The sequence below is a fragment of the Streptomyces sp. 549 genome, from assembly GCF_030124175.1.
In the GTDB taxonomy this organism is placed as follows: Bacteria; Actinomycetota; Actinomycetes; order Streptomycetales; family Streptomycetaceae; genus Streptomyces.
Genome location: NZ_JASKMT010000019.1, coordinates 76,917 through 97,966, shown reverse-complemented (window position 1 = coordinate 97,966; position 21,050 = coordinate 76,917). Strand labels below are relative to the sequence as shown.

16 protein-coding genes are annotated in these 21,050 nt (G+C 74.4%); 10 read left to right on the top strand and 6 right to left on the bottom strand.

The window, feature by feature from the left end:
- The first annotated feature begins 15 nt into the window (after window positions 1-15).
- Window positions 16-684, top strand: a complete 669-nt coding sequence (locus QNO07_RS20150) for a TetR/AcrR family transcriptional regulator (protein ID WP_283993589.1) — start codon at window positions 16-18, stop codon at window positions 682-684.
- Window positions 685-730: 46 nt separating this feature from the next.
- Here QNO07_RS20150 and QNO07_RS20145 read toward each other — a convergent pair whose 3' ends face one another.
- From QNO07_RS20145 to QNO07_RS20135, 3 genes are read right to left on the bottom strand one after another with little or no spacing between them, the layout of a single operon-like run.
- Window positions 731-1,813, bottom strand: coding sequence for a Zn-dependent alcohol dehydrogenase (locus QNO07_RS20145; protein ID WP_283993588.1), 1,083 nt, complete (start codon window positions 1,811-1,813; stop codon window positions 731-733).
- 14 nt (window positions 1,814-1,827) lie between these two features.
- Window positions 1,828-3,246 carry an aldehyde dehydrogenase family protein gene (locus QNO07_RS20140; RefSeq protein ID WP_283993587.1) on the bottom strand — a complete coding sequence of 473 codons (1,419 nt, stop codon included), beginning with the start codon at window positions 3,244-3,246 and terminating at the stop codon, window positions 1,828-1,830.
- Between the two features lie 18 nt (window positions 3,247-3,264).
- Window positions 3,265-5,574 (bottom strand): molybdopterin oxidoreductase family protein, encoded by a 2,310-nt coding sequence (locus QNO07_RS20135; protein WP_283993586.1) that lies wholly within the window; start codon window positions 5,572-5,574, stop codon window positions 3,265-3,267.
- A gap of 425 nt (window positions 5,575-5,999) precedes the next feature.
- On the opposite strand from QNO07_RS20135, the gene QNO07_RS20130 reads away from it, so the two are divergent.
- The 3 genes from QNO07_RS20130 (at window position 6,000) to QNO07_RS20120 (ending at window position 9,599) form a co-directional block, all read left to right on the top strand.
- Window positions 6,000-7,364, top strand: a complete 1,365-nt coding sequence (locus QNO07_RS20130) for an NsdA family TPR-like regulatory protein (RefSeq protein WP_283993585.1) — start codon at window positions 6,000-6,002, stop codon at window positions 7,362-7,364.
- 118 nt (window positions 7,365-7,482) lie between these two features.
- Window positions 7,483-8,823 carry a homogentisate 1,2-dioxygenase gene (gene hmgA / locus QNO07_RS20125; protein ID WP_283993584.1) on the top strand — a complete coding sequence of 447 codons (1,341 nt, stop codon included), beginning with the start codon at window positions 7,483-7,485 and terminating at the stop codon, window positions 8,821-8,823.
- 20 nt (window positions 8,824-8,843) lie between these two features.
- Window positions 8,844-9,599 carry a GntR family transcriptional regulator gene (locus QNO07_RS20120; protein ID WP_283993583.1) on the top strand — a complete coding sequence of 252 codons (756 nt, stop codon included), beginning with the start codon at window positions 8,844-8,846 and terminating at the stop codon, window positions 9,597-9,599.
- Window positions 9,600-9,765: 166 nt separating this feature from the next.
- Here QNO07_RS20120 and QNO07_RS20115 read toward each other — a convergent pair whose 3' ends face one another.
- Window positions 9,766-10,029 carry a hypothetical protein gene (locus tag QNO07_RS20115; protein WP_283993582.1) on the bottom strand — a complete coding sequence of 88 codons (264 nt, stop codon included), beginning with the start codon at window positions 10,027-10,029 and terminating at the stop codon, window positions 9,766-9,768.
- A gap of 576 nt (window positions 10,030-10,605) precedes the next feature.
- Here QNO07_RS20115 and QNO07_RS20110 point away from each other — a divergent pair.
- From QNO07_RS20110 to QNO07_RS20085, 6 genes are all read left to right on the top strand, one after another.
- Complete coding sequence (locus QNO07_RS20110; protein ID WP_283993581.1) at window positions 10,606-10,989, top strand: hypothetical protein; 384 nt, start codon at window positions 10,606-10,608, stop codon at window positions 10,987-10,989.
- Window position 10,990: 1 nt separating this feature from the next.
- Window positions 10,991-12,112 carry a GNAT family N-acetyltransferase gene (locus tag QNO07_RS20105; RefSeq protein WP_283993580.1) on the top strand — a complete coding sequence of 374 codons (1,122 nt, stop codon included), beginning with the start codon at window positions 10,991-10,993 and terminating at the stop codon, window positions 12,110-12,112.
- Between the two features lie 346 nt (window positions 12,113-12,458).
- Window positions 12,459-13,256, top strand: a complete 798-nt coding sequence (locus tag QNO07_RS20100; RefSeq protein ID WP_283993579.1) for a glycosyltransferase family 2 protein — start codon at window positions 12,459-12,461, stop codon at window positions 13,254-13,256.
- Entirely contained in the window at window positions 13,253-14,290 is a 1,038-nt protein-coding gene (locus QNO07_RS20095; protein WP_283993578.1) for a glycosyltransferase family 2 protein, read from the top strand. Before QNO07_RS20100 ends, QNO07_RS20095 begins: the two co-directional genes overlap by 4 nt.
- A complete protein-coding gene (locus QNO07_RS20090) occupies window positions 14,287-15,084 on the top strand; it encodes a polysaccharide deacetylase family protein (protein WP_283993577.1) in 798 nt (265 codons plus the stop codon). Before QNO07_RS20095 ends, QNO07_RS20090 begins: the two co-directional genes overlap by 4 nt.
- On the top strand, window positions 15,077-18,742 hold the full coding sequence (locus tag QNO07_RS20085; RefSeq protein WP_502961893.1) for a lipopolysaccharide biosynthesis protein: 3,666 nt from the start codon (window positions 15,077-15,079) through the stop codon (window positions 18,740-18,742). The genes QNO07_RS20090 and QNO07_RS20085 overlap by 8 nt, the downstream gene beginning before the upstream one ends.
- Before the next feature lie 18 nt (window positions 18,743-18,760).
- On the opposite strand, the gene QNO07_RS20080 is transcribed toward QNO07_RS20085, so the two are convergent.
- A complete protein-coding gene (locus tag QNO07_RS20080) occupies window positions 18,761-20,152 on the bottom strand; it encodes a xylan 1,4-beta-xylosidase (RefSeq protein WP_283993576.1) in 1,392 nt (463 codons plus the stop codon).
- A gap of 110 nt (window positions 20,153-20,262) precedes the next feature.
- Complete coding sequence (gene ddaH, locus QNO07_RS20075; protein WP_349636857.1) at window positions 20,263-21,048, bottom strand: dimethylargininase; 786 nt, start codon at window positions 21,046-21,048, stop codon at window positions 20,263-20,265.
- Between the last annotated feature and the right edge of the window lie 2 nt (window positions 21,049-21,050).

The window sequence follows — 21,050 nt, the reverse complement described above, 5'->3', positions numbered from 1 at the left end:
CCTACTATGGGGCGCATGGCCCGTCCCCGCAAGCCCCTGCTGAGTCGAGAACGCATCGTGGTGGCGGCTCTCGCCCTGGTGGACGCCGAGGGGCTGGAGGCCGTCTCGACCCGCCGGCTGGCCGCCGAACTGGGCGTGAGCGGGCCCTCGCTCTACAACCACTTCAGGACCAAGGACGCGATTCTCGACGCGGTGGCCGACCGGGTCTGCGCCGATGTCGACCTTTCGATGTTCGAGGACGCCACCGACTGGCGGACCGCCCTGCTGACCTGGGCGCGCTCCTACCGGGCGGCCCTCGCCGCGCATCCGCACATCGTGCCGCACCTGGCCCGCGGGCCAGGGCGGCGTCCCAGCCAGTTGCGCATGGCGGACGCGGTGTTCGGCGCGATGACGGCCGCGGGCTGGTCCCGGGCCCAGGCCACCCGCATCGGCGCGCTCATGCGCTACTTCGTGGCCGGCTCCGCGCTGGGCTCGTTCGCCCGCGGATTCGTCGACGACGCCGCCGTCTACGCCGGGGACTACCCGCACCTGGATCAGGCCCACCTGCTCGCCGAACACCAGCAGCAGGTGGACGAGGGCGCGTTCGAGACCGGCCTGCGCGCCCTCGTGGACGGCCTCGCCCTCACCTTCCCCGCCGACGGCGCCCGCCCCGAGCAGGCCCCCGCCGCCGGCCGCCCGGCCTGAGCGGACCGGCTGGCGGGCGACGGGTGGCGGGCGACGGGCGACGGGGCTAGAAGACGACCAGGGTCCGGCCTCCCCGGCCCGCCCGCATCGCGTCGAAGGCGTCCGCGATGCCGTCCAGGCCGACCCGCTCGGTGACCAGCGCCCCCAGGTCGAGGCGGCCCTCCCGTACGTGGGCGGCGACGACCGGCAGGTCCCGCGCCGGGTCGCAGTTGCCGTAGACGCAGCCGGACAGCGTGCGGGCGAAGTGGAAGACCTCCAGCGCGGAGAAGCTCACCATGTCCTCCTTGCCGCCGATGCCCACCACCGCCACCCGGCCGCCCCTGCGGGTCGAGGACCAGGCGGCCCGGATGGTCGACGAGCGGCCGACGCACTCCACCGCCACGTCCGCGCCCCAGCCGCCGGTGAGCGCGCGGATCTCCTTCGCGGTCGTCTCCGAGGAGAGCACGAAGTCGGTGGCTCCGGCCGCCGCGGCCAGCTCCGCCTTGTCCTCCGACACGTCGACCGCGACGATGCGCTCCGCGCCCGCGATCCGCGCCGACTGCAGCACCGCCAGCCCGATGCCGCCGACACCGAAGACGGCGACCGACTCCCCGGGCGCCACCCGGGCGCAGTGGTGGACGGCGCCGTACCCGGTGAGCACCGCGCAACCGAGCAGCGCCGCGTCCGTGAGCGGGATGCCGTCCGGCAGCGGCAGCACCGCGCGCTCGGGCACCACGGTCTCCTCCGCGAACGCGGCCGTGCTCAGACCCGGGTACAGCTCGGTGCCGTCGGCACCCCGCGCGTACGGCACGGTGGTGGCGGCGTTGGCGTGCAGGCACAGCCAGGGCTCGCCCAGCTTCGCGCAGAAGTGGCAGGTGCCGCAGGACGGCGCCCAGTTGAGCACCACCCGGTCCCCGGGGGCCACGGCCGTGACGCCCTCCCCGACGGCGGTCACCGTGCCGGCGCCCTCGTGGCCGAGTACCGCGGGGACGGGCTGGCGCAGGACGCCGCGGGACAGCGACAGGTCGGAGTGGCAGACCCCGGCGGCGGCCAGCCGCACCCCCACCTGGCCGGGACCGGGGTCGGGCAGCGAGATCTCGGTGATCTCCAGGGGTGCGTTGACGGCGGACAGGACGGCGGCACGGACCACGTCGGTGGCCTCCTTCAGAACTGCAGGGACTTGGTCTGGAGGTACTCGGCCAGGCCGTGGCGGCCCAGCTCCCGGCCCACGCCGGAGTGCTTGTAACCGCCGAAGGGCGCCAGCGGGTTGAAACGGCCGCCGTTGATGTCGACCTGGCCGGTGTCGAGCCGCCGGGCGAAGGCCACCGCCTCGTCCTCGTCCTGCGACCACACCGCGCCGGCCAGGCCGTACACGGTGCCGTTGGCGATGCGCACGGCGTCGTCGACGTCGCGGTACTCAAGGACCGTCAGCACCGGCCCGAAGATCTCCTCCTGGGCGATGGCCATGTCCGGCGTGACCCCGGCGAAGACCGTGGGGCGGACGAAGTAGCCCCGCTCGCAGCCCTCGGGAGCCGTGGGGCCGCCCGCCACCAGGGTGGCGCCCTCCTTCACGCCCTGCTCGATGTAGCCGGTGACGCGCTCGCGCTGCGCGGCGCTCACCACCGGGCCGATCCGGGTGTCCTCCGCCCGGGGGTCCCCGGGCACGTACCGGGCGACGGCCTCGGCGGCCAGCCGGACCGCCTCCTCGTACTGGTCGGAGTGGACCAGCATGCGGGTCCAGGCGCTGCACGTCTGGCCGGAGTTGGACATGACGTTGGCGACACCGACCTTGACCGCCTTGGCCAGGTCGGCGCCGGGCAGGATGACGTTCGCGGACTTGCCGCCCAGTTCGAGCGCCACCGGCTTGACGGCCTCGCCGGCGAGCGCGCCGATCTTCCGGCCGACCGCGGTGGAGCCGGTGAAGGAGACGAGGTCCACCTCGGGGTGTGCGGCCAGCGCCGCCCCGGCCTCGACCCCCAGGCCGGTGACGAGGTTGAACACGCCGGGCGGGAAGCCGGCCTCGTCCACGGCCTCCGCGAACAGCTGGGCGACCAGCGGGGTGTCCTCCGCCGGCTTGAGCACCACCGTGCAGCCGGCCGCCAGGGCGGGTGCCGCCTTGGCGACCACCTGGTGCAGCGGGTAGTTCCAGGGGGTGATGGCCCCGACCACGCCGACGGGCTCCTGGAAGACGCGGGAGTTGCCGACCCGTTCCTCGAAGTCGTACTCGGCGGCGATGACGGCGTACGAGCCGGCGACCGCGGTCGGCAGGTCGGCGTGCACCGTGCGGGCGAGTTTCAGCGGGGCGCCCAGCTCCACGGTGACGGTCTCGGCGATCTCCTCCCGGCGAGCGGCGAGCCGGTCGCGGAGCGCGCCGAGCCGGGCGGCCCGTTCGGCCGGCGCGGTCGCCGCCCAGCCGGGCAGCGCGGCCCGCGCGGCGTGGACGGCCGCGTCGACGTCGGCGGCGTCGCCGGCCGGTACCCGGCCCACCACGCTCTCGTCGGCGGGATTGCGGACCTCGATGGACGCGGTGCCCCGGGCGGGGCGCCAGGCGCCGTCGATGTACATAGCGTCGTGTGCCTGCATCCCCCCAAACTAGCGCCGCTAGTTTCCGGTGTCAGCACCCTGCCGCGTGCCGTGGCTCACGTGGCCCGCGGGTACCGGGTCCCCGGCCGCCGCCACCGGCTCGACCCGGACCGGGAACCCGTTGAGCACGGCGGTGCCGGAGAGCGGGTCCAGCAGCGAACCGTCCAGCAACTGGTTGACGTTGACACCCGGTTCGACCGCGGCCACCGACATGCGGGTGCCCGGCCGGGTGTGGCCCCAGCCGTGCGGCAGGCTCACCACCCCGGGCGGCATGGTGTCGCTGCACTCCACCACCGCCTCGACGCTGCCGCCTGCCGAGCTGATCCGCGCCGGCTCGCCGTCGGCCAGGCCGTACCGGGCGGCGTCACCGGGGTGGACCTGGAGCGTGCAGCGGTTGCTGCCGCCGCGCAGCGCCGGGACGTTGTGCAGCCAGCTGTTGTTCGACCTCAGGTGCCGGCGGCCGACCAGCACCACGGCCTCATCCCGGTCCGCCAGGGAGGCGCGCAGCCGGGGCACGTCGGCGGCGATCGCCGACGGGCACAGCTCGACCGTGCCGGAGGGCGTGCTCAGCACGCCGGGCAGCCGGGGGCGCAGCGGACCCAGGTCGATGCCGTGCGGGTGGTCCAGCAGGCGTTCCAGCGACAGCCCGCCGGGGTCGGCGCCGAAGCCGTCGCCGTAGGGGCCGAGGCGGAGCATCATGTCGAGGCGGCGCTCGGGGCCGTCGGCACCGGTGAGCGCCCGGGCGAGTGCGTCCGGGTCGCGCCCGTGCACCGGGGAGAGCGGGTCCGCGACGGCCCGGCCCAGTCGGCGCGCGATGACCGCGGTGTCCACCGACTCCGGCGGCGCGTCCGGCTGCCCGGCGGCGCACAGCGCCAGCCGCGCCAGGATCTCCGTCTCCGGCACGCTCTGCTCGCCGCCGTCGCGCGGCTCGACCACCGGCCGGCTGTAGCGGACCTGGTTGCGGACGGCGAGCGTGTTGAACGCGAAGTCGAAGTGCGGGCTGCGGCTCGGGCGGGGCGGCGGCAGCACCACGTGGGCGTGCCGGGACGTCTCGTTGAGATAGGGGTCGACGCTGACCATGAAGTCGAGTCCGGCCAGCGCCCGGTCCAGCCGGTCGCCGTCGGGCGCGGACAGCACCGGGTTGGCGCCCACCGTCAGCACCGCCCGGGTGCGCCCCTCACCCGGGGTGTCGATCTCCTCGGCGAGCGCGGCCATCGGGTACTCGGACTTGACCTCCGGATGCCCGCTGACCCGGCTGCGGCGCCGCCCGGTGCGGAAGCCGCGGCCCGGGCCGGAGGGGCGCGGTGCGCGCTCGGTGGCGGACAGCGGGAACATCAGGCCGCCGGGCCGGTCGAGGTTGCCGGTGAGCGCGGTGAGCACGTCCACCAGCCAGCTGGTCAGGGTGCCGAACTCCACGGTGGTGCTGCCGACCCTGCCGTACACGGCGGCGCGTTCGGCGGCGGCCAGTTCCCTGGCCAGCTCCCGGACGGTGGCGGCGGGCACACCGCAGCGGGCCGCCACCGCCTCCGGCGGGAAGTCGGCGGCCAGCCGCCCGACCTCGGCGATCCCGCTGAGGGACGGGCCCGCGGGGCCGGTGTCCACCAGGTCCTCGTCGAACAGCGTGTGCACCATGGCCATCAGCAGCAGCGCGTCGCCGCCGGGCCGGACGGTGACGTGCCGGTCGGCGAGCGCGGCGGTCCTGGTGCGGCGCGGGTCCACGACGGTGAGTGTGCCGCCGCGCCTGCGCAGCGCCTTCAGCCGGCCGGGAAAGTCGGGCGCGGTGCACAGGCTTCCGTTGGACTCCACCGGGTTGGCGCCGACGACCAGGAGGTGGTCGGCGCGGTCCAGGTCGGGCACCGGGATGGCGTCGGGGTCGCCGTACAGCAGCCCGCTGGAGACGTGCTTGGGCATCTGGTCCAAGGTGCTGGCGGTGTACAGGGCCGCCCCCGGCAGCGAGCCCATGAGCACGCCCGGGTACAGCGCGCCGGCCACGGTGTGCACGTTGGGATTGCCGAGCACCACGGCGACGGACTCCGGTCCGCCGCCGGCCAGCACCGCCCCGAGGCCGGTGGCGACGGCGGCGAACGCCTCGTCCCAGTCCGTCTCACGCAGCACGCCGCCCGACCGCACGAGCGGCCGGGTCAACCGGTCGGGGTCGCCGTCCAACTGCCCGAAGGACGCGCCCTTGGGGCAGATGAAGCCCCGGCTGAAGACGTCGTCGCGGTCGCCGCGCGCCGCGGTGATCCGCCCTTCCTCGACGGTGACGCGCAGGCCGCACGTCGCCTCGCAGAGCGGACAGATCCGCAACGCTCCGGTGTTCTCCCCCATGGGGTCTCCTCGCGGACAGCAGTGGCAGCGGGCTCGGCACTCGGTGCGCCCGACTGTACCGAGGAAGTTCCCCGAGGCAACCATGCATGCGTCAACGAGTTGGTGCGGGAGCCGGTCCGCCGGTGGGCGGTCCGGAAGGAAGTCCGAAAAGCGCCGGTCGCGCAGCCTGGGCGGGAGGCGCCGGCACCGGACACGTGACCGGGAACACATCCCCCGACGAGGAGAAAACGCTGGAAGACGCCACATCGGCATATGCAAAAGGATCATTCATGCCCCGACCGTCCCGCACGACCCGCATCCGCGCCAGCGACAGGCGGCAGTGCGTCCGGATACTCCCCCGTTCGCATGACACCGAGGCAGCGGCGCCGCGCGGCGTGCATCCGTACGCCCTGCCGACCGGCCGCACGGTGTGAGAACAAGGGGGCATGTCCCCTCAGCGCACGCCGAACACCCGGCTCCGGGCGCTGCTCGGCGAGGCGGAGTGGACCCAGGAGGCACTGGCCCGGGCGGTGAACTCCCTGGCCGCCGAGATCGGCACCCGGTTGCGGTACGACCGCACCACCGTGGCCCACTGGCTCGCGGGCACCGAACCGCGCCGACCTGCGGCCCAGTTCGCGGCGGAGGCGCTCTCCCGGCGCCTCGCCCGCCCGGTCACCCCGCTGGACGCCGGCTTCCACGCACCCGCCGCGGGCCCGCCGGCCGCCGACCCGGTGGCGGGGTTCACCGCGCTGTGCCGCTCCGACTCCGACCCCGCACACCGCGGACCGCTGCACCAGCGCCCGTACCGGGTGGCCGAGGCGATCACCGCCCTGTCGCCCCCGCCGCGCCGACCCGGACGGCCCCGGCAGCCGGTGCCGGGCAGGGAGGCCCCCGGATCGCTCGCAGCACTGGAGGACGCGGCCCGCTTCTTCGCCACCTCGATGGACAGCCACGGCGGACGCAACGCCCGTACCGCGCTGTGCGCCTACCTCGCCGACGACGTCAGCCCGATGCTCCGGCACCCGCTGCCGGCCCGCGCCGAAGCACCGCTGCTCTCCGCCGCCGGGCGGCTCACCTTCGTCCTGGGCCGGATGTACGAGGACGGCCGGCTGCACGGCCTGGCGCAGCACTACTACGGCTACGCCCACCGCCTGGCCCACGAGGCCGGCGACCGCGTGACGTGGACCCAGGTGGTCCGTGCGATGAGCGCCCAGGCGCTGCGCCTGGACCACCGGGAGACGGCACTGCGGCTGGCCGAGGCGGCGGTGGGCGCGGCGTCCGCCACGCCGCCGGCCGTGCGGGCGTTCGCCCACTCCCAGGCGGCGGTCGCCCGCGCGACGGCCGGCGACCGGCGCGGCAGCGTCGAGGCGATGGCCACCGCCGAGCGGTTCGCCACCAGGGCCGACTGCGACGGCGGGGACGGGGGCGGCGATCCCTTCACCAGCTACCCGGCGGCGGCGCTGTCCTACCAGGCCTCTGCGGCTCTGGAGGCCCTGGGCGACGTACCCGCTGCGCTGGCCGCCCTGCGGCGCTCGGTCATCGAACGCGCGCCCGGTGACGTGCGGGGCCGGGCGCTGACCCGGGCCCGCTTCGCCGAGGTGCTGCTGCGCGCCGGACGGCTGGAGGAGGCGTTCGGCACCTGGCGCGACTTCGCAGACGACCACCCCTCGCTGCGCTCCGGGGAGGCCGACCGCGCGGCGGAGCGGATGTGCAGGCTGCTGGTGCCGTACCGCGCCGCACATCCGGCGGCGGCGGCACTGCTCGCCAGGGCGCCGGGGGCGGCCCGGGGGCGGGCGCGGAACCCCGCCTGACCGCCGGACGGGTGCCGTGAGCACTTCACCAGGCCCCGGGGGCGTGGGGGCTTGCAGCACCCCGCCCTTATTCCTATGGTCTCCTAAAGGAATTCTTCAGCGGTGGAAGTGGGCGGACATGGGCGTCGGCGGACAGGCACGCAAGACGGCGGAGGCACTGACCTACCGCACCGGCTTCGGCAACGAGCACAGCAGCGAGGCGGTGGCCGGGGCACTGCCGGTCGGACGCAACTCGCCGCAGCGGGCGCCCCTGGGGCTGTACGCCGAGCAGCTGAGCGGCACCGCGTTCACCGAGCCCCGGGCGCACAACCGGCGCTCGTGGCTGTACCGCGTCCGCCCCTCGGCCGCCCACCCGGCGTTCCACCGGGTGCCGCCGCGCGCAGCCGGCGAGACGCTGCACACGGCCCCCTTCGACGAGACGCCGGACCCCAACCGGCTGCGTTGGAACCCGCTCCCCGAGCCCGCCCCCGGCACCGACTTCGTCTCCGGTCTGTGGACGGTGGGAGGCAACGGCGACGCCCGCCGCCGCGAGGGCATGGCGATCCACCTCTACGCCGCGAACGCCTCGATGACCGACCGGGTGTTCAGCGACTCCGACGGCGAGCTGCTGATCGTTCCCGAGCGCGGCGGGCTGCTGCTGCACACCGAGTTCGGCATGCTGGCCGCCGACCCCGGGCACGTGGTGCTGATCCCGCGCGGGGTGCGGTTCCGGGTGGAACTGCTGGACGAGAGCGCCCGCGGTTACGTCTGCGAGAACTACGGCCGCCCCTTCGACCTGCCCGAGCTCGGCCCGATCGGAGCCAACGGGCTGGCCAACGCCCGGGACTTCGAAGCCCCGCAGGCCGCCTACGAGGAGTCCGACGGCCCGGTGGAGGTACTCAACAAGTTCTGCGGCAGCCTCTGGGCGGCGCGCTACGACCACTCGCCGCTGGACGTGGTGGCCTGGCACGGCAGCCACCTGCCCTACCGCTACGACCTGCGGCGCTTCAACGTACTGGGCTCCCTCAGCTACGACCACCCCGACCCGTCCCTGTTCACCGTGCTGACCTCCCCGTCGGAGACCCCGGGGCAGGCCTCGGTGGACTTCGTGGTGTTCGCGCCGCGCTGGCTCGTCGGCGAGGACACCTTCCGGCCGCCGTACTTCCACCGCAACGTGATGAGCGAGTACATGGGGCTGATCGAGGGCGCCTACGACGCCAAGGCCGAGGGCTTCGTGCCCGGCGGCGGCTCCCTGCACAACATGATGTCGGCGCACGGCCCGGACCGGGAGACCTTCGACCGGGCGAGCGCCGCTGACCTGGTGCCGCAGAAGGTGGACGACGGGCTGGCGTTCATGTTCGAGACCCGGTGGCCGGTGACCACGACCGGGCAGGCGCTGGGCGCCGGGCATCTCCAGGACGCCTACGACGATGTGTGGCAGGGTCTGGAGCGGCACTTCACCCATGACCCGACCCCATGACCCGACCAGCAGGAGGCACCGTGGGCGTCTTCGCTCCCGACTCCCTGGAGCTCAACCGCAAGCTGCCGCTGTGGTACCAGGTGTCGCAGTCACTGCGGGCCTCGATCCTGGGCCGCTCCCCCGAGGCGCCACTGCGACTGCCGACCGAGGAGTCCCTGGCGGAGCACTACGGCGTGAGCGTGCTGACCATGCGCCAGGCGCTGAAGGAGCTGGAGACCGAAGGGCTCATCAGCCGGCACCGGCGGCGCGGCACGTTCATCGAGCCGGACGCCCGCCGGGGCCGGACCGTGCGGCTGCTGGGCTCGGTGGACACCATCGTGGCGCAGCAGTCCGGCGACGTCACCACGTTGCTGGAGCACGGGCCGGCCCCGGTGCCGGCCGAGCTGGCCGAGTACTTCCCCGACCTGGACCAGGCGGTGTCCTACCGGCGGCTGCGCCGCGACCCCGCCAGCGGGGAGCCGACGAACTGGGCGGAGAACCTGGTGCGGCCGGAGACGGCCGCGCACATCAGGCCGGCCGACCTCGAGCGCATGCCGATGACCAAGCTGCTGCGGGACGAGGTGGGGGTGCGGATCTCCCGCATCACGGACACCGTCGAGGCCCGCCTGGCCGACCCGGAGACGGCGAAGCTGCTCGACGTGCCACTGCTCAGCCCGATCCTGCACTACACGGGGGTGACGTACGACGCCGCCGGGCGCGCGGTCGACGTGGTGCGCATCCACTACCGGGGGGACCGGTTCTCCTTCTCGGTGACGGTGGAGAACGTGCTCGGGTGAACGACGTACTCGGCTGAACGCCGAAGAGGACGCCCGCCTACGGCCCGTAGGCGGGCGTCCTCTTCCGGTTCCGCCGGGCGGGACGGGATCAGTGCCTTGGTGTCGCGCTGGGTCGGTGGGGACTCACTCCCTCGCCGGAGCGTGGCCGCCTCCGGCGGGCAGGTGGCTAGCCGCGGCCTCCGAAGAGCGAGCGGCGAAGCCGGCGAAGCGGCGCGAACAGGGAGACGCGGGCACCGCGACTCGACCGGGTCCGCACTCTGTCGCGTGTGGTCAGCTCCCGCATCAGCGTCGTCGCCTCATCCGCCTCACCCTGCGGCACCGCGGGCCCACCGAGCACGCTGAGGTGCCGGTCCAGCCGCGAACTCGTCGCCTGTGAACCGCAGTTGATGGCAGGCACGCGAGGCCTGCTACGCACTGTTATCCGCTCCATGTCACTCCCCACCCGTAAGACGGCACCCGGCCCGGGCAGCGTAACCCTACCGCCCGGGAAGGACACGCGTGTATCCCGGTCATGGGATTCACCTTCCCCGCAAGGGGATTGACGAACAGCTTCAGGCCTTGTGAGAAGGGCCGCAAGGGGGCGCGACCAGCGCCAAGGGGCAGCGCACACGGCGCACACCAGTTCATTCTCCCCCTCACTCCCCCGCCGCACCTCCGTACGACCCCGTACGGCCCCGTACCACCCCGACCATCCGGCCACCGACTCCCCGGGTGTGGGGAATCACAGGGGAATCGACTGCGAACGCCTGCGGAACAACGGTGGCGGGCACGTTCCCGACCAGGACCGGGACCGAACCGGGACGATCGCCCCCTTGACTGGCACACGATCACACCGCCACATTGTGAAGCCTGGCATCCGGCGCTTCGGGGGGCAAAGTCGGCCATGCAGGCTATGAGGGAAAAGTACGATGATCACTACGGAACGGCGCATTTCCCGTTACCCAGCGGATCGACGGAACCGGGTGAACCGGCCGGGTTCGGCGAACCGGCGGTGCCCGCGGGCGCGATGAGCGCCGCGGTCCGCCCGGCAGCCGGCGCCGCCGCGGTGGCCCTGGTGGGCGGCGCTCTGCTCCTCGCCCCCGCCGCCCTGCCGTTGCGGGCGCCACTCCTGCTGTTCTTCCTGCTGGCGGCACCCGCGGCGGTGCTCTTCACCGGGCTGCCCGGGCTCGACGCGCTCAGCCGCACAGTGGTCGCGCTGCTCGGTTCGGTGACGGCGAACCTGCTGCTCGCCCAACTGCTGCTGGTCGGCGACCACTGGTCGGCCGAGGCCGGCGTGGCCGTGGTCACCGCCGCCGGCTCAGCGGCCCTGCTGGGCCTGGCCGTGCCGACCGCGTGGGCAGGGCCAGCCGGGCCAGCCGAGCACGGCATACCGCGGCGGGGGAGACGGTGAGATGGACATCCAGGTGTGCAGACCCGGCGAACTGGCCGACGCTGATCGGGCGGCGTGGCGGGCGATGCAGTCCGAGGCCGCGCTCGAGGCGGCGCCGCAGCTGGCCAACCCCTTCCTGGCCCCGGAGTTCACCGTCGCCCTGGCAGGCTGCCGACGCGACGTGCGGGTCGCGGTGGCCCGCGCCGGCCCGGACGACCGCCGCCCCCTGGCCTTTCTGCCCTTCCAGCGCGGACCGCTCGGCGTGGGTCGGGCGGCGGGCCTGGGGCTCTCCGACTGCCAGGGCGCCGTCCACCGCCCCGGCTTCGCCTGGGACGCGGACGTGCTGCTGCGCGGCTGCGGGCTGGCGGTGCTGGAGTTCGACCACGCCGCCGCCGGCCAGCCGGCGTTCACCTCGCACGCCAGCGGCTCCTTCGCCTCACCGGTGATGGACGTCGGGCAGGGCTACGACGCCTACCTGGCCGGGCTCCGCGAGCGGTCCCCGAAGTTCACCCGGACGACGCTCGCCAAAGAGCGCAAGCTGGGCCGCGACGTCGGCGAGGTCCGCTACGTGCACGATGAGCGCGACCCGGAGATGCTGCGCACCCTGATGGCCTGGAAGTCGGCCCAGTACCGGCGCACCGGCCGGTCCGACCGATTCGCCAAGCCGTGGATCGTGGACCTCCTCACCCGGCTCTTCCACACCCGCACTGAGAGCTTCGCCGGGCTGCTCTCGGTCCTCTACGCCGGCGGGCAGCCGGTCGCCGCACACTTCGGTCTGCGGTCCGACCGCGTACTGGCCTGCTGGTTCCCGGTGTACGACCCGCAGTTCGCGAAGCTCTCCCCCGGCCTGGCGCTGCACCTGCGCATGGCCGAGGGCGCCGCGGCGCAGGGTCTCACCCAGCTCGACCTCGGCCGGGGCGACAAGGAGTACAAGGACGCCCTGAAGACCGGCGAGCTCACCGTCCACGAGGGCTGGCTGACCCGGCGGCACCCGGCAGCCGTGGCCCATCGCGCCCGGCGGGCACCCGCCCGGGCCCTGCGCAACGCCGTGGTCACCCGGCCGCGGCTGTTCACCCCGGCCGACCGGCTGCTCAAGCGGATCGGCACACTTCGGACGGAGGTGGCCAGAAAGAGAGAAAAATAGGCTTATCGGGTTCTTTGGCGCTGTACCTGCCCTAGAATCCTCAACGTCCGAAAAATCGCGAACACCAAGCCGCGCCGACGTCCGGCCGCAGGGTTCCAGGGGAGGAACCGAAAGGCCGTCAGGACGCAGGTCGCGGAGCCGCGGTAGGGGGGTGCCGTTCCTGGTGCGAACCAGGACGGGACCGCACGGCTGTCCCACATGCCAGCTCGCCTGGCCTGCGGGGGTCCGGTGTGCCAAGAGGCATGCCCGGCCCCGGGGGCCGGAAGAGAACCCCCCCTTTCGAACCGGACAAACCGCTCGGACCGCCCGCCAGACGGGAGGTCCGCCGGACGAGAGGGCAGTTCACATGACGATCTCCGCACGGCCGGTCCCCGGACCGCCGCCCATCGAGTACCGCCCGGTCTCCTCACACCTGGCCATCACCCCGCCGGTGAGCGTGGTGATCCCGGCCATGAACGAGGCCGAGAACCTCCCGTACGTCTTCAAGACCCTGCCGGACTGGATCCACGAAGTGGTCCTGGTGGACGGCAACTCCACCGACGACACGGTGGCCGTCGCCCGCGGGCTCCGGCCGGACGTGGTGGTCGTCCCCCAACGGGGCAAGGGCAAGGGCGACGCGCTGATCAGCGGGTTCGCCGCCTGCACGGGCGACATCATCGTGATGGTCGACGCCGACGGGTCCGCGGACGGTGAGGAGATCGTCGCCTACGTCTCGGCACTCGTCGGCGGCGCCGACTTCGCCAAGGGCTCCCGCTTCGCCAACGGCGGCGGCACCGACGACATGACGCCGGTCCGCAAGCTCGGGAACCGTGTGCTGACGTCGATGGTCAACGCCAAGTTCGGCGCCCGCTACACCGATCTCTGCTACGGATACAACGCGTTCTGGCGGCACTGCCTGGACCACCTCGACCTGGACTGCGAGGGGTTCGAGGTCGAGACGCTGATGAACATACGGGTGGCCAGGGCCGGACTGCGGGTCCAGGAGATCCCCAGTCACGAGTACGAGCGCATCCACGGCACCAGCAACCTGCGGGCGGTCCGCGACGGGTTCCGGGTGCTGTCGGTGATCCTCAAGGAACGCGGACGCCGCCGCCCGCGCCGCCGCCCGACCCGCGCCGCGCTCATCAGGGAGGGCCGTCGATGAGCACGGCGCGCTTCTCGGTGGTCGTCTGCGCCTACACCCCGGACCGGTGGGACGACATCCTCGCCGCGGTCGCGTCGGTGCGCGCCCAGTCCCTGCCGCCGTGGGAGATCCTGCTGGTCGTCGACCACCACACCGCGCTCCGGGAGCGTCTGGCGGCGCACTACGAGGGGTCGGCCGACGTGCGGGTACTGGCCAACGCCGGTCCGCGCGGGCTGTCGGCCGGGCGCAACACCGGCGTCGCCGCGGCCGGAGGGGAGTTCGTGGCCTTCCTCGACGACGACGCCGTCGCCGACCCCGACTGGCTGCGGCACTTCGCCGCCGCGTACACCTCTCCCGAGGTGTACGCGGTCGGGGGCCGCACCGAACCGCTGTGGGCGTCCGGCCGCCGCCCGCCCTGGTTCCCGGAGGAGTTCGACTGGGCGGTGGGCTGCACCTACCGCGGCCTGCCCCCCGGCCGGACGCGGGTGCGCAACGTACTGGGCGGCAACGCCTCCTTCCGCCGGTCCGCGTTCGGCGCCGTCGGCGGCTTCGCCACCGGTATCGGACGGGACGGCGACCGGTTGCCGCTGGGCTGCGAGGAGACGGAGCTGTGCATCCGCCTCAGCCGGGCGATCCCCGGGGCCGTGCTGCTCATCGACGACCGGGCGGTCATCCACCACAAGGTGCCGCACGCCCGGGAGCGGTTCGGCTACCTCCGCACCCGCGCGTACGCCGAAGGGCTGTCCAAGGCGCTGGTCGCGCGCAGCGTGGGTGCCGGCGCGGGGCTGGAGACCGAGCGCCGCTACACCAGCCGGGTGCTGCCGGCCGGGATCGCCCGCGGCCTGCGGGACTTCGTGCTGGCCCGTCCCGGAGGTGCCGGCCGGGCCGGCACGATCGTGGCGGGTACCGCGGCGGCAGCCGCCGGATACGCGGTGGGCACGTTCCGCGCCCGGCGCGGCACGGCCCGCTTCACGGCGGCTCCAGGCCCCGCTGCCGTCCCGGTCCGCAGCGGTGCGGACCGGCCGGCCGGCCCGGTGGGAAGAGGGACTCCATGAGACCGGTGCCCATCCTGATGTACCACGCGGTCTCCCGGTTCCCGTCCGCGGCGGCCAGCAGGCTGTCGGTGTCACCGGACGCCTTCGCCGGGCAGATGGCCCTGCTCGCCGAAGCCGGCCGCACCCCGCTGACCACCGCCGAACTGGCCCGGCTGTGGCGCACCGGGCGGGCGCTGCCGCGCCGGCCGGTGCTCATCACCTTCGACGACGGATACGAGGGGGTGCACCGGTACGCGCTGCCGGTGCTCGCCCGGCACGGTTTCACCGCGACGGTCTTCGCCTCCACCGGCTGGCTGCGCGGCCCGCACACCGCCGGCACCGCGCCGGACGTGATGCTCGACTGGTCGCAGCTGCGCGAACTCGCCGCGGCCGGGGTGGAGATCGGCGGCCACAGCCACCGCCACCGCCAGCTCGACCAGCTCGACGACCGGGCGCTGCGCCACGAGGTGGTGCACTGCCGGGAACTCCTCAGCCAGGAGCTGGGCGATCCGCCGAGATCCTTCGCCTACCCGTTCGGCTACTCCACCCGGCGGGTGCGCGAGGCGGTACGCTCGGCCGGGTTCGTCCAGTCGGTGGCGGTGGGCAACACGCTCGCCGACCCGCGGCGGCAGAACCCGTACGCGCTGGCCCGGCTCACGGTTCGCCGCTCCACCACACCGGCGGAGTTCACCCGGCTGCTCGGGGAGGACACCGCGGCCCGGACCCTCGTCGCGGACCGGGCGCTCAGCAAGGGGTACGCCGTACTGCGCGGGGCCCGCCGAGCACTCCGGAAGGCGCACCTGGTCCGTGTCTGACACCACCACAGCCCAGCCGGGGGACCTGGGCGCGGACAGCGGGGAGCGCACCGCCGCGCCGGGTCGCGGCAGCCCGCTGTTCCGCAACGCCTACGCGCTGATGCTCAACACCGGCATCAGCGCCGTTCTCGGACTGGGCTACTGGGTGGTCGCCGCCCGGTACTACTCGGACGAGGCGGTCGGCCACGGCTCGGCGGCGATCGCCGCGATGAAGCTGCTCGCCGGCCTGACCGCGCTCACCCTGATCGGGGCGATGGCCCGGTTCATCCCCACCGCCGGCCGTACCACCCGCACGCTGGTCGTGCGGGTGTACGCGCTCAGTTCGGTGCTGGTCGCGGTGGCGGCCGGCGCGTTCCTGCTGACGCTGGACCTGTGGGGTCCCGCGTTCGACCTGCTGCACGGCTGGCTGCCGGGGCTGGTGTTCGTCGCCGCGGTGGTCGGCTGGTCCCTGCTGACCCTCCAGGACGGCGTGCTCACGGGGCTGCGGAGCGCCACCTGGGTGCCGGTCGGCAACACGGTGTTCTCCACCGCCAAGCTGCTGCTGCTGTTCCTGCTGTCCGCCGCCGTTCCCGCGGCCGGGGTCTTCGTGTCCTGGGCGGCGGCGATCGCCCTGTCCGTACTGCCGCTGGGCTGGCTGGTGTTCCGCCGCCTGGTGCCCCGGCACATGGCGGCCACCGCCGAGTCCGCCCGCCCGGCCACGTACCCGCAGATGGGACGGTTCCTCGCCGGGGACTGCACCGGCGCGCTGTTCTCGCTCGCGGTGGTCTTCCTGGTGCCGGTGCTGGTGGCCACGCAGGTGGGCGCCGCCGACAACGCGTACTTCTACATCACGGTGACCATCGCTGGCACGGTCAACCTGCTCGCCCTCAACATGGGCGCGTCGCTGACCGTGGAGGGCGCCCACGACCCGGACCGGCTCGCCGCCAACTGCCGGGCCGCACTGCGCCGCATGGCCCGCATCATGCTGCCGGTCTGCGGGGTCCTCTTCGTCTTCGCGCCGCAGATCCTGGGCATCTTCGGTGCGGGGTACGCGGAGGCCGCGACCCCGCTGCTGCGCTGGTACGCGGTGGGCGCGCTGCTACGGGTGGTGGTCGAGGTGCACTTCGCGGTCCTGCGGGCCCAGAGCCGCACGTCCGGGCTGGCCTACCTCCAGGGTCTGCTGTGCCTGATGGTGCTCAGCCTGACCCTGGTCCTGCTGCCGATGATGGGGCTCACCGGCGCGGGCGTCGCGGAGGTCGCCAGCCTCGGCGTGGTCGCCCTGGTGGCCGGGGTGCGGCTGCGCCGCGTACTCCGGGGCTCGCCCGCCGCTCGGCGGCCGGCCGCCGAGCGGTCCGCACCGGACGGCGACCTGGCCGACCTGCGGCTCACCCCGTCGCTGCCCCGCGTCCGCCGCCTCACCCTGCCCCGACCGTCCGGTGCCCTGCGGCGGCTGCGGACGGCGGGGGCGGTGCCGGTCGCCGCCGGGTGGGTGCTGCTGGCCGTCGCGCTGGCCCTGTACTGGCTGCCGCTGCGCGGCATGGACGACACCTCGCTGGACGCCATGGGCGGCCTCGGCCTGGTGTCTGTGCTGCCCGCCGCCACGCTGCTGGGCGGCGCACTGCTGGCCGTGTGCTTCGGCGGTGCGCTCTTCCTGCGCCGCCCGCCGGCGGCGCTGCTGACGGCAGTGCTGCTGTTGACCGTCGTCTGCCTGCACGCGCTGCCCGCGGTGCTGGAGTCCGAGCCCCGCTTCGCGACCGCCTGGCAGCACCTGGGCTTCGTCGACTACCTGGAGCGCACCGGCGCGACCGCGCCCGACCTCGACGCCCGGTGGAGCTGGCCGGGCTTCTTCGCCGGGCTGGCGCTGCTCGTGCGGGCGGCCGGGGTGCAGGACCTGACCGAGCTGATCCGCTGGTGGCCACTGGCCATCCAGCTGCTGTACCTGGCGCCGCTGGCGGTGCTGCTGCACGCGGTGCGCGCCCAGCCCCGGGCGAAGTGGTGCGCGGCGTGGTTCTTCGTGCTGTGCGGCTGGGTCGGCCAGGACTACCTGTCGCCGCAGGGCTTCACGTACCTGCTGTACCTGTGCTTCGTCGCGGTGCTGCTGGTGTGGTTCCGTCCGGCCGTCCCGGCTGCCGCCCGGCGCACGCCCGGCGAGGAGCCGGTGGCCCGGGTGCCGCGCCGCACCGCGGCGGTGCTGCTGGTGGTGCTGGTGGCCCTGTTCACCGCCGCCGTCGCCGGGCACCAGCTCACCCCGTTCGTGATGCTGGGCGTGCTCACCGTGCTGGTGCTGGTGCGGCGCTCGGTGCTGCGGGGACTGCCGCTGCTGTGCGCGGTGCTGGTGGCGGCGTGGGTGGGGTTTCTCGCGGAGCCCTACTGGTCGGGGCACTTCGACGAGCTGTTCGGCGGACTCGGCGGTCTCACCGGCAACGTCTCCTCCTCGGTGTCGGGCCGGATCGAGGGCGGCGACCCCGTGCACAAGCTGGTGCTCTACGCCCGGGTCGCGCTGGCGGGCGGCGTGCTCGCCCTGGCCGGCTGGGGACTGCTGCGGCGCAGGCGCGCCGGGTACGACGACCGGTGCCTGGTGGCGCTCACCGCGGTGCCGTTCCTCGCCTTCGGCATGCAGTCCTACGGCGGCGAGATGGCCCTGCGGGTCTTCCTGTTCGCCACACCGGGCGCCTGTGTGCTGGCCGCTCTCGCCTTCTTCCCCCGCCTGGAGGGCGACGTCCGCCGCCCGGCCTGGGCGGCGGGGCCCCGGTGGCGGCCCCGCCGGAAACCGGCCGCCGCTCCACCCGTCGCCGCCCCGGCGACGGAACCGGCGGACGCCGGCACGGCGCTGGACCCCGTCACGGCTCGCGACTCCGACACCCCGCGGGACTCACCGCAGGACGCCGGCGCACCGCAGGACGCCCGGGTGCCGAAGCGCCCCAGGCCGGTGGTGCGGGGCCGGTGGCGGCGGTGGACGGCGCCGGGAGCGGCGATGCTGGTCGGGCTGCTGCTGTTCGGCGGGTTCCTGGTCGCCCGCTGGGGCAACGAGCCGTTCGAGCGGGTCCGGCCCGGCGAGGTCGCCGCGATGGAGTACGTCTACGCGCACGACCGCCCGACGGCGAGGCTGCTGTGGATGAGCAGCGACCCCGAGGTCAACGTCACTCCGGCGATGCCGTGGGGCGCCCGCGACATGGAACGGGTCAGCTACGTGCCGATCGCCGCACCGCGCGACCCCGAACGGCTGGACGCGGTGGTCGGCGAGCTGCGCCGGGCGGGCCCGCAGTCGTACCTGGTGGTCAACCGCGGCCAGTCCGCGTTCCTGGAGCTGGACGCCGGCTATCCCGCGGGCTGGGAGGGACGGGTCCGGCAGGCCCTGGACACGCGGCCGGAACTGCGGCGGGTGTTCACCGACGAGCACGCCGCCCTGTACGAGATGCGCGACCCCGTTCCGGGCCTGGTGCCCGAGCCCGCGGCAGCGCCGCCGGGCCCGCGGATCACCTGGACGGACTGGACGGTGACGGGGGCGCTGGGCACCGCGCCGCTGCTGGCGCTGCTGCTGGGCCGGGAGCTGCTGCGGGTCCTGGGCCGGCCCGGTGCGCGGCGGGAGGCGTGGATGCAGGGCACGCTGTGGTTCGCGCTGCCGCTGATGCTGCTGGTCCTGACGTCGCTGGTGCACCGCATGCTGACCCTGTCCTGAGCGCGGCGGCGGGCCGGTTCAGCGGTCGAGCCAGCGCACCTGGTGGGGGTCCAGCTTCACCGGGCTGCCGTCGACGCGCACCGTGATCGCCCGGTCCCGAGTGTTGACCACCAGGGCCGTGCGGTCGTCGGCGAGCACCCGCGCCCCCGGGTCGCCGCCGGTGTCCGGGCGCTCGAAGAGGGTGCCGGGTGGGAACGCGTCGCGGAACCGGCCGAGCAGGTCCAGCATCGGCAGCGCGCCGCCGCCCGCCTCCTCCTCGGTGCCGCGCCACAGGCAGCCCGCGCACCGGCCCGTCCTGGACTGGGGGTTCCAGTACAGCGCCGTGTCGGCGCCGCCCCTGGCCATCGCGATCAGGGCGGCGGCCTGGACGGCGGTGCGGTGCTGCTCGGTCCAGCCCTCGCGGCGGTCGTCCGCGTCTGCGGTCTCGACGTACCACTCGGCCCACCACAGCGGCAGCCCGGTCTCCCGCCGGACCCAACGGCCGACCGCGGTGAACTTCTCCGTGGCGGCGAACTCGTCGGGCAGCAGCTGCCCGTCCTTGGTGTAGCTGGAGCCGTCGACGACGACGAAGTCGGCGCCGTGCCGGTGCTCGTTCCAGTACGTGACGGCGTCCAGCGCCCGCTGGTCGACGCTGCCCCACTCCCCCTTCAGCGCGGAGGCGTGCTCCGGCCGGTCCGCGGGGTGGGAGTCCATCACCACGTAGGGGCCGCCCACCAGGGCGTCCTCGCGGACCCGCTTCACCTCGTCGTGGACGAGGTTGTACAGCTCGGTGTAGCCCTCGTGGTCCCAGCGGCGGCGCTCCTCGTCGAAGAAGCCCTTGAACTCGTTCCACACCAGGAAGTGCCGCACGTCCGGGTAGCGCTGCGCGATCCGGCCGGCCAGGTCGGCGAAGTCCCGGTAGTGCTCGGGGCGGGGCGCGGTCTCCAGTTCGTCCCAGTCGGTGTGCCCGGCGCGCCCGCCCTTCATCCAGTCCGGCGCGCAGCACAGCGTGATGACGGGGGTGGCGCCGGTGCGGCGCATCAGGGCGACGCGGCTGTCGAGCGAGCGGAAGTCGTACCGGCCGGGTGCGGGCTCGGGGTTGTCCGCGCCCCAGCCCATGATGTGCTGGTTCTGCGGCAGCGCCAGCTCGGTGAGGGAGTCCTCGGCGCGTTGCCGTGCGGCCTGCTCGCCTGCGTCGGCGCTGTAGCGGGTGTGGGTCAGTCCCAGTCCGAGCCGCGCGCCGGGCGGGCCGTCCGGGGCCGGTGGTGTGCCGAACACCTCGACGGGCGGCCGGTTGTCGGGCTCCTCGCCCGGCGGCAGGGCGCACAGCGACACCAGCAGCGCGAGTGCCGCCCCGGCCGCGCCGAACAGTCCGGCGCGGCGCCACCGGTCGGCGCGCGGCGCCCGGCGCTGCTGCCCATGGCTTCCCACAGCGACAGGGTAGCCACGCCCTGTCCCGCCCGCCCTGGAAACGCCGTCCGGCCCGGTACCGCCGTCCGGCCGCCCGTGGGAGGCGTCCCCGGCGGCCGGGCTCGCGGGCGTCATCCGGGTGCGTCCCGGAGCCGCACCGACAGGCAGGTGACGCACCCCTCCAGCTTCTCGAACTCGCTGATGTCCACCGGCACGGGTGTGTGGCCGAGCGAGGCCAGCAGGTCCGCGGTGCGCGGCGCCCCGGCCGCCATCAGCAGCCTGCCCTCGCCGAGCAGGACGACATGGGCGCCGGACTCCTCCGGCACGGCCAGGAAGCGCGGGAACAGTTCGCGGTGCTCCACCAGCGGCGGGTGACCGATGACCGTGCCGTCGGGCAGGGCGGTGACCGCCGTCTTCAGGTGCAGGACCAGGCTGACCGGAACGGTGACGACCCGTACCCCCAGCGGCCGGAACACGGCGGCCAGTTGCGCGATGCCCTCGTCGTCGGTGCGCCCGCCCCGGCCGACGTAGAAGGTGTCGCCCACCTTGAGCACGTCGCCGCCGTCGAGCGTGCCCGGGGCCTCCACGTGGTGCAGGGTGTAACCGCGGGCGGCGAGCGCGGCCTCGGTGCCCGCCGTCTCCGGGCGCCGCGGCACGGCGCCGGGCCGGGTGATGAGCGCGGTGTCGCGGTACACCACCGCGGTGTCCTCGACGAAGACGGCGTCGGGGCAGTCCTCGGCGGGCGCGACCTCCTCGGTGTGCCAGCCGTGGGCGCGCAGGGCGGCGGTGTACGCCTCCCACTGCCGCAGCGCCAGTCCGGTGTCCACGGGGACGCGGTCGAGATGCGTGAGCTGGCCTTCGGCGAGACGCGGACCCGGTCGGCGGACCAGTGCGGTCGGGCGGTTCGGTTCGTGCAGCA